General features: G+C 72.0%; 12 protein-coding genes. 6 read left to right on the forward strand and 6 right to left on the reverse strand.

Going from position 1 to position 11,958, the window contains the following annotated elements; translation table 11 throughout:
• Positions 1–98 precede the first annotated feature (98 nt).
• A complete protein-coding gene (locus ACIA8E_RS10445; RefSeq protein ID WP_399296486.1) occupies positions 99–1,106 on the reverse strand; it encodes an acyl-CoA dehydrogenase family protein in 1,008 nt (335 codons plus the stop codon).
• Positions 1,106–2,287 carry an acyl-CoA dehydrogenase family protein gene (locus tag ACIA8E_RS10450; RefSeq protein WP_399296488.1) on the reverse strand — a complete coding sequence of 394 codons (1,182 nt, stop codon included), beginning with the start codon at positions 2,285–2,287 and terminating at the stop codon, positions 1,106–1,108. Before ACIA8E_RS10450 ends, ACIA8E_RS10445 begins: the two co-directional genes overlap by 1 nt.
• A 113-nt stretch (positions 2,288–2,400) precedes the next feature.
• Here ACIA8E_RS10450 and ACIA8E_RS10455 point away from each other — a divergent pair, with 113 nt between their 5' ends.
• The 5 genes from ACIA8E_RS10455 (at position 2,401) to ACIA8E_RS10475 (ending at position 7,291) form a co-directional block, all read left to right on the forward strand.
• Positions 2,401–3,183: an SDR family oxidoreductase gene (locus ACIA8E_RS10455; protein ID WP_399296490.1), complete on the forward strand. Its 783-nt coding sequence runs from the start codon at positions 2,401–2,403 to the stop codon at positions 3,181–3,183.
• Between the two features lie 55 nt (positions 3,184–3,238).
• Positions 3,239–3,850: a TetR/AcrR family transcriptional regulator gene (locus ACIA8E_RS10460; protein WP_355759199.1), complete on the forward strand. Its 612-nt coding sequence runs from the start codon at positions 3,239–3,241 to the stop codon at positions 3,848–3,850.
• 31 nt (positions 3,851–3,881) lie between these two features.
• Entirely contained in the window at positions 3,882–5,039 is a 1,158-nt protein-coding gene (locus tag ACIA8E_RS10465; RefSeq protein ID WP_399296493.1) for an acetyl-CoA C-acetyltransferase, read from the forward strand.
• 248 nt (positions 5,040–5,287) lie between these two features.
• Positions 5,288–5,491, forward strand: coding sequence for a cold-shock protein (locus ACIA8E_RS10470; RefSeq protein WP_003969786.1), 204 nt, complete (start codon positions 5,288–5,290; stop codon positions 5,489–5,491).
• 135 nt (positions 5,492–5,626) lie between these two features.
• Positions 5,627–7,291 (forward strand): DEAD/DEAH box helicase, encoded by a 1,665-nt coding sequence (locus tag ACIA8E_RS10475; RefSeq protein WP_399296495.1) that lies wholly within the window; start codon positions 5,627–5,629, stop codon positions 7,289–7,291.
• Between the two features lie 70 nt (positions 7,292–7,361).
• Here ACIA8E_RS10475 and ACIA8E_RS10480 read toward each other — a convergent pair whose 3' ends face one another.
• Genes ACIA8E_RS10480 through ACIA8E_RS10495 form a run of 4 tightly spaced genes read right to left on the reverse strand, consistent with a single transcriptional unit; the run spans position 7,362 to position 10,829 of the window.
• The gene (locus ACIA8E_RS10480) at positions 7,362–8,444 is read right to left on the reverse strand and encodes an NAD(P)H-dependent flavin oxidoreductase (RefSeq protein ID WP_399296496.1); all 1,083 of its coding nucleotides are present in this window, start codon (positions 8,442–8,444) and stop codon (positions 7,362–7,364) included.
• 8 nt (positions 8,445–8,452) lie between these two features.
• Positions 8,453–9,217 (reverse strand): CoA-transferase subunit beta, encoded by a 765-nt coding sequence (locus ACIA8E_RS10485; protein WP_399296498.1) that lies wholly within the window; start codon positions 9,215–9,217, stop codon positions 8,453–8,455.
• Complete coding sequence (locus ACIA8E_RS10490) at positions 9,214–10,068, reverse strand: CoA transferase subunit A (RefSeq protein WP_399296817.1); 855 nt, start codon at positions 10,066–10,068, stop codon at positions 9,214–9,216. The genes ACIA8E_RS10485 and ACIA8E_RS10490 overlap by 4 nt, the downstream gene beginning before the upstream one ends.
• Positions 10,069–10,085: 17 nt before the next feature.
• Positions 10,086–10,829, reverse strand: coding sequence for an enoyl-CoA hydratase family protein (locus tag ACIA8E_RS10495; protein ID WP_399296500.1), 744 nt, complete (start codon positions 10,827–10,829; stop codon positions 10,086–10,088).
• Positions 10,830–10,915: 86 nt separating this feature from the next.
• Here ACIA8E_RS10495 and ACIA8E_RS10500 point away from each other — a divergent pair, with 86 nt between their 5' ends.
• Entirely contained in the window at positions 10,916–11,860 is a 945-nt protein-coding gene (locus tag ACIA8E_RS10500; protein WP_399296502.1) for an SDR family oxidoreductase, read from the forward strand.
• Positions 11,861–11,958: the final 98 nt, after the last annotated feature.

Here is an 11,958-nt window from a genome sequence, read left to right on the forward strand (position 1 = left end):
GAAGCCACCGGCCCGGGCCATGTCTGGTCCGCCGAGCGGGAGAATCAAGCCCGTCGAGGGGGTCCCATGCGCTTCGGACTTCGCGCCATGGCGGGAGATCACGGGCGAAGCGGCCACCGGGCGCCCCCGGTCACCAGCCGCTCCCGGCAATCCCCCCGCGCCCCCCAGGCATCCCGCAACGGCCCCGCCTTCCGCACCCACACCGAGAGTTCCAGCTCCTCCGTATACCCCACCGCCCCATGCAGCTGCAGCGCCGCCCGCGCCGCCGCGTATGCCGCTTCGCCCGCCACGACCTTCGCCGCCGCCACATCCGCTCCCGCGTGCGGCGCCCCTTCGGCGAGCGCCGCCGCAGCCCCGTACAGCAGCGGGCGGGCGAACTCCAGGGCGATCAGCGTGTCCGCCAGCCGATGCTTGACCGCCTGGAACGATCCGATCGCCACCCCGAACTGGGTGCGCTGCTTCACATACGCGACCGTGGCCCGCAGCAGCGCCTCGCCCGTCCCGAGCGCCTGCGCCGCCGTGGCGAACGCCGCCCAGTCCGCGGCCGCGCCGGCCGCCTCCACCACCCGCGGTCCCGAGGCGAGCACCTGTCCGCCGGGCTCGACCCGGAACAGCCGCCGCGCCGGATCGGACGAAGCGCGGAGCGGGCCGTGTCCGGACGCGAGTCGCAGCTCGTCCCCCGACACCGCGAACACGGCGTCCACGGCGTCCGCGTCCAGCGCGAACGCCCCGCCGTCGAGCAGGAGCGTCGCCGACACGACCCCCGACGCCATCCGGGGCAGCCACTCCTTCGCGACCGGACCCCCCACCCCGCTCAGCAGTATCCCCGCCGCAACCGTCTCCACCAGCGGCCCCGGCACCGCGTGCCGGCCCAGCTCCAGGAAGGCCACCGCGAGTTCCACCGGAAGCGGTCCGAGGCCCTCGTACGCCTCCGGTACCGCGAGCGCGAACACCCCCGCCTCCGCGAGCCGCGCCCACAGGGCCCGCCCGGGTCCGTGGTCCCCGGCGCCCCACGCCCGGACGGCCGCGGGCGTCTGCGCGGCCGACAGCATCGAGTCCAGCGAGCGGGCGAAATCCCGCTGCCCGTCGTCGAGGAGGAATCGCATCAGCGCCGTCCCTTCGGCAGGCCGAGCAGCCGCTCGGCGATGATGTCCCGCTGGATCTCGTTTGTGCCGGCGTAGATCGGGCCCGCGAGGGAGAAGACGTATCCCTGCGCCCACTCGCCCTCCGCGAGCTCGCCGTCCGGGCCGAGCAGATCGAGCGCCGTCTCGTGCAGCGCGATGTCGTACTCCGACCAGAACACCTTGTTCAGACTCGACTCGGCGCCGGTGCCCCCCGCTTTCAGCCCCGTCCGGGCGGAGGGACCCGCTTCGCCCGCCGCGAAGCGCGACGCATGGGCGTATGTGAACAGCTGGTACGCACGCGCCCCGATCACCGCGTCCGCCACCCGGTCCCGCATCGCCGTGTCCGTCGGGTCACCGTGGGTACGCCACAGCTCGGCCAGCCGGTCCGCGGCGGCCAGGAAGCGGCCGGGGGAGCGCAGCGTCAGTCCGCGTTCGTCGCCCGTGGCCGACATGGCGATGCGCCAGCCCTGGCCCGGCTCGCCGATGACGTCCTCGTCCGGTACGAACACCTCGTCCAGGAAGAGCTCGGCGAAGGCCGGCTTGCCGTCGAGCCGTCCGATCGGCCGGACGGAGACGCCCGGCGCCGACAGGTCGAACATCAGATAGGTCAGCCCGTGGTGCGGCTTCGCGGCCTCGGGGTCCGTACGGAAGATCCCGAACGCCCGGTCCGCGAACGCGGCCCGTGACGACCAGGTCTTCTGCCCCGACAGCAGCCAGCCGCCGTCCGTGCGCACCGCGCGCGACCGCAGCGATGCCAGGTCCGAGCCCGACTCCGGCTCGGACCAGGCCTGCGCCCAGATCACCTCGCCACTGGCCATCGGCGGCAGGACCCGGGCCCGCTGCTCGTCCGTGGCGTGGTCGAAGAGGGTCGGGGCGAGCAGGTTGATGCCGTTCTGCGAGACCCGGCCGGGGCCGCCCGCCGCGTAGTACTCCTCCTCGAAGATCAGCCACTTGAAGATGTCGGCGTCCCGGCCGCCGTACGCGGACGGCCAGGAGACGACCGACCAGCGGTCCGCGTGCAGCAGCGCCTCCCACTCCCGGTGCGCGGCGAAGCCTTCCGCGGTCTCCAGGGAGGGCAGCGGTTCGGCGGGCACATGGGCCCGGAGCCACTGCCGGGCCTCGGCCCGGAACGCGTCCTGATCAGGGGTGAAGGTGAGATCCATCGGACGCCCGCCCTCTCTGTCGTCATCGGACCCAGCTTCCCTAACAAGTGTTTGGTAGGTTAACGTACGAGCACGAGGCCGTCGAGGAGCCGGGCACCCGAGGAGGCAGGGGCGTGAGCGCACCGCAGTACATACCGGGACACCAGTTGCTGACCGGCCGCACCGCCGTCATCACCGCGGCCGCCGGCGCCGGGATCGGCGGCGCCACCGCCCGTAAGTTCCTGGAGGAAGGCGCCCGCATCGCCATCGGCGACGCCCACGCCCGCCGGCTCAAGGAGACCGAGCAGGCCCTCGCCGAGGAGTTCGGCGCCGCAAACGTCACCTCGCTGCCCTGCGACGTCACCGACGAGACCCAGGTCCAGGCCCTCTTCGCCCACGCCGAACAGGCCCACGGCAGCCTCGACATCGTCGTCAACAATGCCGGACTCGGCGGAACCGCCGAGCTCACCGAGATGACCGACGCACAGTGGTCCAAGGTCCTCGACGTCACCCTGACCGGCACCTTCCGCTGCACCCGTGCCGCCCTGCGCTCCCTCAGGTCCGCGGGCCGCGGCGGCGTCGTCGTCAACAACGCCTCGGTCGTCGGCTGGCGCGCCCAGACCGGCCAGGCCCACTACGCGGCCGCGAAGGCAGGCGTCATGGCGCTCACCCGGTGCGCCGCCGTCGAGGCCGCCGCGTACGGCGTACGGGTCAACGCCGTCGCCCCCAGCCTCGCCATGCACCCGCACCTGGTGAAGGTCACCTCCGCCGAACTCCTCGACGAACTGACCCGCAAGGAGGCCTTCGGCCGGCATGCCGAACCCTGGGAGATCGCCAACGTCATCGTTTTCCTGGCCAGCGGCTACTCCTCGTACATGACGGGCGAAGTGGTCCCCGTCAGCAGCCAACATGCCTGACCGGGCACCCGCCGGGGCGTCCGCGGCGGGCGGCGCACGGGCGGAGAATGGGCGGGTGCCTACCAAGAAGAAGCCCCAGGTGACCCCCTCTCCCGAGCGGCGCCGCGAACTGCTCGACACCGCCGCCGAGGTCTTCGCCGCGCAGGGATACAACGCCACCACCGTCCGCAGGATCGCGGACGAGGCGGGCATGCTCGCGGGCAGCCTCTACTACCACTTCGATTCCAAGGAATCGATGATCGACGAGATCCTCTCGACCTTCCTCACCGAACTCTGGGAGGGGTACGACGCGGTGCTCGCCGCCGGCCTCGGCCCACGCGAGACGATCGAGGCCCTCGTCACCGAGTCCTTCCGGGAGATCGACCGGCACCGCGCAGCCGTCGCCATCTACCAGAAGGAGTCCAAGCACCTCGCCACCCAGCCGCGCTTCGCGTATCTCGTCGACTCCCAGCAGAAGTTCGAGAAGGCCTGGCTCGGCACGCTGGAACGCGGCGTCGCCGCCGAGGTCTTCCGTGCCGACCTCGACATCCGGCTCACGTACCGGTTCGTCCGCGACACCGTCTGGGTCGCGGCCTCCTGGTACCGGCCGGGCGGACAGCACAGCCCCGAGGAGATCGCCCGCCAGTACCTCTCGATGGTCCTGGACGGCATCGCCCTCGACACCTGACCACACTCGAGCTCACCGAGGAGCAGCAGCCATGGCCGAGGCCTACATCGTCGAAGCGGTACGCACCCCCGTCGGCCGCCGTAAGGGTGGCCTCGGGACCGTCCACCCGGCCGACCTCGGCGCCCATGTCCTGCGGGCCCTCGTCGAGCGCACCGGCATCGACCCGGCGGCCGTCGAGGACGTCGTCTTCGGCTGCCTCGACACCGTCGGGCCGCAGGCCGGCGACATCGCCCGGACCTGCTGGCTGGCCGCCGGACTGCCCGAAGAGGTCCCCGGCGTCACCATCGACCGCCAGTGCGGCTCCTCGCAGCAGGCCGTCCACTTCGCCGCCCAGGGCGTCCTCTCCGGCACCCAGGACCTGGTCGTCGCGGGCGGCACCCAGAACATGACGCAGATCCCGATCGCTTTCGCCTCCCGTCAGGCCGCCGAACCCCTCGGCCTCACCGAAGGCCCGTACGCGGGCAGCGAGGGCTGGCGCGCCCGGTACGGGGACCAGCCGGTCAACCAGTTCCACGGGGCCCAGCTGATCGCCGAGAAGTGGGGCATCAGCCGCCGCGACATGGAGGAGTTCGCGCTCCGCTCCCACCGGCGGGCGATCCGCGCCGTCGACGAGGGGCGCTTCGCACGTGAGACCGTCGCGTACGCGGACGTCACCGTCGACGAGGGCCCGCGCCGCGACACCACCCTGGAGAAGATGGCCGCACTCCCGCCGGTCCTGGACGGCGGCACGATCACCGCCGCCTGCTCCTCCCAGGTCTCCGACGGGGCCGCCGCGATGCTCATCGCCTCCGAACGCGCCGTCGCCGAACACGGCCTCACCCCGCGCGCCCGCATCCATCACCTCTCGGTACGCGGTGAGGACCCGATCCGGATGCTGTCGGCGCCCATCCCGGCCACCGCGTACGCGCTGAAGAAGGCCGGCATGACCATCGACGACATCGACCTGGTCGAGATCAACGAGGCGTTCGCACCGGTGGTGCTGGCGTGGCTGAAGGAGACCGGCGCCGACCCGGACAAGGTCAACGTCAACGGCGGGGCGATCGCGCTCGGTCACCCACTCGGCGCCACCGGCACCCGACTGATGACGACGCTGCTGCACGAGCTGGAGCGCACGGGCGGCCGCTACGGCCTGCAGACCATGTGCGAGGGCGGCGGACAGGCGAACGTGACGATCATCGAAAGGCTCTGAGCCGGGCGCGCCAAGGCTCCTGGGTGACCGCGCCGCCTGGCGGTGGGGTGGATCACACCGCGGATCTGCAGAACGTGCTACGGTTGCCGAGTTGCAGTTTTGGTACCCATGAACTTTATGTGCGCCTGACGGGAATGCTTCCTCAGGCGCATTATTGTTTTCCGGCTTTCTCCGGATGGGGCTCAATGCGGCGACTTGGAATTCGTAAAGTGCGGATTTCCGGCACTGCACCTCTTTAGGAGAATGACATGGCTACTGGAACCGTGAAGTGGTTCAACTCGGAAAAGGGCTTCGGCTTCATCGAGCAGGACGGCGGCGGCGCCGACGTCTTCGCCCACTACTCCAACATCGCCACCTCGGGCTTCCGTGAGCTCCAGGAGGGCCAGAAGGTCTCCTTCGACGTCACGCAGGGCCAGAAGGGCCCGCAGGCGGAGAACATCGTCCCGGCCTAATTGCCGCGACGCGTACCTCGCAGCCGGGGCCCGCACCGTGAAGGTGCGGGTCCCGGCTTGTGCTGTCCGGGGGTGCGCCGAAAGTCCCGGACAGTCCCCAGTAGTTCCCAGGAATCCCCAGGAGGGCAATTCCGTATGACCCGCTCCGAACGCCAGGACCGACCCGCCCGCACTCGCCCGTCGAGGGGGCGCGGCACGGCCCCGGCACAGGCAACCGCCAAGGGTTCCGGCAAGGGATCCGGCAAGGCGTCGCCCCGTCGCAGGGCCACGCCGCCGCAGGGCGAATTCGCCCTGCCCGAATCCATGACCCCCGCACTGCCCGCCGTCGAGGCGTTCGCCGAGCTGGACATGCCCGCCGCCCTGCTGAAGACCCTTGCCGCGCAGGGCGTCACCGACCCGTTCCCGATCCAGGGCGCCACCCTGCCGAACTCGCTCGCCGGCCGGGACATCCTCGGCCGCGGCCGCACCGGCTCCGGCAAGACCCTGGCCTTCGGTCTCGCGCTCCTCGCCCGCACCGCCGGCCGGCGCTCCGAGCCGCGCGCCCCGCTGGCGCTCGTCCTCGTCCCGACCCGCGAGCTCGCCCAGCAGGTCACCGACGCGCTGACGCCGTACGCGACGTCCGTGAACCTGCGCCTCGCCACCGTCGTCGGCGGCATGTCGATCACCAAGCAGTCCGGCACGCTGCGACGCGGCGCCGAGGTGCTCGTCGCCACACCCGGCCGGCTGAAGGACCTCATCGAGCGCGGCGACTGCCGCCTCGACCAGGTCTCCATCACCGTCCTCGACGAGGCCGACCAGATGGCCGACATGGGCTTCATGCCGCAGGTCGTCGCGCTGCTCAAGCAGGTCGAGCCGGACGGTCAGCGGATGCTGTTCTCCGCGACCCTGGACAAGAACATCGACCGGCTGGTCAAGATGTTCCTGACCGACCCGGTCGTGCACTCGGTCGACCCGTCCGCGGGCGCCGTCACCACCATGGAGCACCACGTGCTGCATGTGGCCGACGAGACGGACAAGAAGGCAGTCGCCACCAGGATCGCCGCCCGCGAGGGCCGGGTGATCATGTTCGTGGACACCAAGCGGGCTGCCGACCGCTTCGCCAAGCGGCTGCTGGCCAGCGGTGTACGGGCTGCCGCCCTGCACGGCGGACGGTCCCAGCCGCAGCGCAACCGGACACTCGACCAGTTCAAGAACGGCCAGGTCACCGCGCTCGTGGCGACCAATGTCGCGGCTCGTGGCATCCACGTCGACGACCTCGACCTGGTCGTGAACGTGGACCCGCCGACGGACCACAAGGACTATCTCCACCGCGGTGGGCGCACGGCGCGCGCCGGGGAGTCCGGCAGCGTCGTGACGCTGGTGCTGCCGGAGGAGAAGCGGGAGATGACCCGGCTGATGGCTGACGCGGGCATCGCTCCGCGGACCACCCGGATCAAGTCCAGCGACGAGGAACTCACCCGGATCACCGGGGCCCGTGAGCCGTCCGGCATCGCGGTCGTGGTCGAGGTCCCCCAGCCGACGCAGCCGAAGCCGCGCACGCGGTCGGGCGGTGCGGGTGCCGGTACCGGCGGTACGTTCCGCGCGGGCAGCCGGGGCCGTGGCCGTCGCGGCGGTGCCGGCTCCGGCACCGGGTCCGCTCAGGGCGGCGAGATTCGCTCGGGCGGCGCGGCTCGGGCCGGCGGAGCGGTTCGGGCCGGCGGCTCGGGCCGTGGCAACGGTTCGGGCGCGGGTGCGGGGCGTGCGGGTGGCTCCGGGCGCAGCAACGGCAGCGCGGCCGCGCGAGGCCGCAGGGCGGCGTAGCGGCGTACGCGGTGCGGTGACAGGGCGACGACCGGGTCACCGCACCGGGGCGCTGCCCCGGACGCCGGTCTCAATCGCCGGACAGGCTCGATGTATCCGCCTGTCCGGCGATCGAGGCCAGTGCCTCCAACGTCCGCTGTGCCTCCTTCATCAACCGGCCCACCAGGTCCTCACAGCTCGGCAGGTCCTCGATGACGCCCGCCACCTGGCCCGACGCCATCACCCCCAGGTCCGTCCGGCCGTCGACCATGGATGCCTTGAGCAGCATCGGGGTGTTGGCCGCCAGTAGCACCTGGCTCCAGGACAGATCCTTGCCGTGCCTCATCGCGAGCCCGTCGCGCACCATCCGGGACCAGCTGAGCCCCGAGATCCGCTTGAAGCCCGCGGCCCGGCGCACCGCCTGGACCAGGGCCCTGGTGCGGCCCGCGCGCTCCAGCGCAGCGACCATCTCCGTACGCAGCATCCGGTGCGGCAGCCCGTCCACCGCCGTGGTGACCGTGACGTCCCTGACACCCGCCGCCAGATAGCGGGCCTTCACCGCGTCCGGGACCGTCGAGTCCGACGTCAGCAGGAACCGCGTGCCCATCGCGATGCCCGCCGCCCCGTACGCCAGCGCCGCGACCAGCCCGCGGCCGTCGTGGAAGCCGCCCGCCGCGATCACCGGGATGTCCACCGCGTCCACCACCTGCGGCAGCAGTACCGTCGTCGCCACCTCGCCCGTGTGCCCGCCGCCCTCGCCGCCCTGCACGATCACCGCGTCCGCGCCCCACGCCGCGACCTTCTCGGCATGACGCCGCGCGCCGACCGAAGGAACGACGACCACTCCCGCGTCCTTCAGCTCCGCGATCAGCTCCTGCGACGGGGCCAGCGCGAACGACGCGACCTTCACACCCTCGTCGACGACGATCCGTACGCGCTCGCGCGCATCACCGGCGTCGGCGCGCAGATTGACCCCGAACGGCGCCTGCGTACGGGACTTGACCTCCCGTACCGCCGCGCGCAGCTGCTCCACGGTCATCGTCGCGGAAGCCAGAATGCCCAGCGCGCCGGCCTCGGCGGTGGCGGAGACCAGCCGAGGCCCGGCGACCCAGCCCATGCCGGTCTGCACGATCGGGTACCGGACGCCGACCAGTTCGGTGAGGGGCGTGCGCATCGGATCCATCAGGCCCTGACCTCGCGGTCACGGGTGCCCTCCGGGTCGACGACCTCGCGGATCAGCCGGAGCTCCTCGGGGGTCGGCTCGCGGGTGTACGGGACGTCGTCCGCGATCGTCAGCGTGAAGCCGGTGGCTTCGCGGACCTGGTCGGCGGTGACACCCGGGTGCAGCGAGGCGAGGCGCATCGAGCGGTCCGCGGTCGCGAAGTCGAGGACGCCGAGGTCGGTGACGACACGCGGGATGCGGTGGTAGCGGGTCGCCGACGGGCCGGCGGCCGCCGCACTGTCGTAACCAACCCCGCTGATCATGTCGACGCGCTCGACGAAGACCCGGAGGGAGTGCTTGGGGATCCAGTAACTGACCGGATTGTTCAGGGTGTTGACGGGGGCGCCGCGTACGCCGAGCAGCTGGCGGGCGGGCTGTTCCCAGTCGCCGATGCAGGAGATGTTCTGGTTGCCGAACCGGTCGATCTGGCCGGCGCCCATCATCACGTGGCGCCTGCCGCCGGTGACCATGGCGAGGTGCAGACGGTACGGCAGCCAGCCCTCGGGCGTGCCGTCGAGGCCCACGATCATCGCCTCGCCGTCGGTCAGCAGCAGATCGGGCGAGAAGGTGCGCTTGGCGAGGCGGGCGCCGACGGACGGGATCAGGCCCATCGGGCTGGCGAGCACCTCGCCGTTGTCGCGCCAGGCGTCGGCGCAGGCGATCACGCAGTACTCGGCGCGGGTGGCGGGCCGGGTGCCGGGCGGCGTGGTCTCAGGGGTCGTCACTTCTGCTCCTCGTGCCAGGTCTGGACGGCCGACTGATAGCTCTTCTCGCTGCCGTCGGGGGCCAGGAAGCGGGCGGTGAACGCCGCCCAGGCGGCCGGGTCGGCGGCCGCGGTGGCGTATGCCTTCTGGAACGCCTCGTCGCGCGGGTAGTCGGGGGCGCAGGAGGTGAAGTGCGCGCCGTTCGGGGTCTCGACGACGCCGGTGACCGAGTGCCGCCTGACGAGCAGGGTCTGCGGGGTGGCCCGCGCAGTCAGTTCGGCCGTCTCGACGAGTCGTTCGCAGGAGACGTACGCGGTATCGGCGGCCTCGCAGAACAGGTCGTCGAAGTACGGGTCGGGCCCGAGGTACTGGCCGTTTCCGGACCGGTCGGCGCGGTTCAGGTGGACCAGTGCCGCGTCCATCCGCAGGGCCGGCATCGCGACGAACTCCTCGCCGTCCGCGTACGGCGAACGCACCGTACGCAGACCGGGGTTGACCCGCATGACGTCCGATCCGATGCCGGCCCGGACGGGCAGGAACGGCAGCCGGTTCGCGGCGGCGTGCAGTCCCCACATGAACATCGCCTCGTCCACCTCGGTCAGCTCGAGGTCGCCGCGCTGGCGGGCCGCTCTGAAGTGTGGTTCGAGCGGGATCGAGTCGAGAGTGGCGAAGGCCGCGACCAGTTTGCGGATCCGGCCGGCGGCGGCGAGCAGTCCGACGTCGGGGCCGCCGTACGAGACCACGGTGAGATCGGTGATCCGGGACCGGAGCAGCGCACGCACCAGCGCCATCGGCTTGCGGCGCGAGCCCCAGCCGCCGATGCCGATCGTCATGCCGCTGCTGAGCCGGGAGACGACCTCGTCGGCCGTCATGGTCTTGTCGGTCACCGTCATGCCTCCTTGCCGAAGGTGTCACGGACGCGGTCGGCGGCTCCGCCGAGGTTGGCCTCGAAGGTGAAGCCCTGCTCGAATCGGTAGCTGCGACGGACGTCCACCGGGTCGATGCCGTTGATGGCGGCCTTGGCGAGCCGGATCAGATACCCGTCCTTCCGGGCGATCTCGCCCGCCAGCTCCAGTGCCGCGTCCTGGAGTTCGGCGCGCGGGACGACTTTCCAGACCGAACCGTGGGCGTGCAGCTCGGCGGCCGTGGTGGTGCGCGAGGTGTAGTACAGCGTGCGCATCAGATGCTGCGGGACGAGCCGGGCGAGATGCGTCGCGGCGCCGAGTGCGCCCCGGTCCAGCTCGGGCAGGCCGAACGTCGCGTCGTCGCTCGCCACGATCGCGTCGGCGTTGCCGGCCAGGCCGATGCCGCCGCCGAGGCAGAAGCCGTGCACTGCGGCGACGACCGGCACCTCGCACTCGTACACCGCGGCGAACGCCTCGAAGCAGCCGCGGTTGGCGCCGATCAGGGTGTCGTGCCCGGAGTCGCGCTGCATCTCCTTGATGTCGACGCCCGCGTTGAACCCGCGCCCGGCGGCGGTCAGGACGACACAGCGGACCTCGGGGTCACGGCCCGCCGCGCGCAGTGCGTCCGCGAGGTCGTACCAGCCCTGCACGGGCAGGGCGTTGACGGGCGGGTGGTCGACGGTGACGACGGATACGCCCTTGACGGGGCTTGCGGTGGAGACACCCATGAGCGGATCAGCTACCTTTCCACCAAACATTTGTTAGGTGTGGAAGGTAGCAGCCTGCCCCCGCATCGCCAACAAGGAGATGTGAGATGACCGCAAGCAGCGACGGACACGGCACGGGGCTCTGCGCGGGCCGTGTGGTGATCGTGACGGGGGCCGGGCGGGGGCTCGGCCGGGCCCACGCCCTCGCGTTCGCCGCCGAGGGGGCGAAGGTCGTGGTCAACGACCTGGGTGTAGGACTCGACGGGGCCGGCGGGTCGTCCCGCGGACCCGCCCGGCAGGTGGTCGACGAGATCGAGGCGGCAGGCGGCGAGGCGGTGGCCCACGGCGGTGACATCGCGACCGCGGCGGGCGCGGCCTCGCTGATCGGGGCCGCGCTGGACACCTACGGGCGGCTGGACACGCTGGTCAACAACGCGGGCTTCCTGCGCGACCGGATGCTCGTCAACCTGGACGAGGACGACTGGGACGCGGTGATGCGCGTCCACCTCAAGGGCCACTTCCTCACGCTGAAACACGCGGCGGCGCACTGGCGGGCCGAGACCGAGGAGGGCCGCACCCCCGTAGCCCGGGTGATCAACACCAGCTCGGGTGCGGGGCTGCTGGGCAGCGTCGGCCAGGGCAACTACTCCGCCGCGAAAGCCGGGATCGTCGGACTGACACTGGTCGCCGCGGCGGAGATGGGACGCTACGGGGTCCAGGTCAACGCGATCGCCCCGGCGGCCCGCACCCGGATGACCGAGCAGACCTTCGCGGAGACGATGGCGGCGCCGGGGGAGGGGGCGGGGGCGTTCGACGCGATGGCGCCGGGGAACGTGTCACCGCTGGTGGTGTGGCTGGGCTCGGCCGCGAGCGACGGGGTGACCGGACGGGTCTTCGAGGCGGAGGCGGGCCGGATCACGGTGATGGAGGGCTGGCGCCAGGGCCCGTCCGTGGAGCGAGGCGCGCGGTGGGCGCCGGCGGAGGCGGGGGAGGCCACACGGAAGCTGCTGGCGGAGGCGGGGACGGGGCGGCCGGTGTACGGGGCGCGGTGACGCGCGGAAAGGTGCCGGCAACGGCGGGAGAACCAGCTTCTCCGGCGATCGAGGAGTGGGGGTCCGGTGGCAGCACACCCGGGTTTCGGGAAGAGGCG

This window comes from Streptomyces sp. NPDC051664 (assembly GCF_044453545.1).
In the GTDB taxonomy this organism is placed as follows: Bacteria; Actinomycetota; Actinomycetes; order Streptomycetales; family Streptomycetaceae; genus Streptomyces.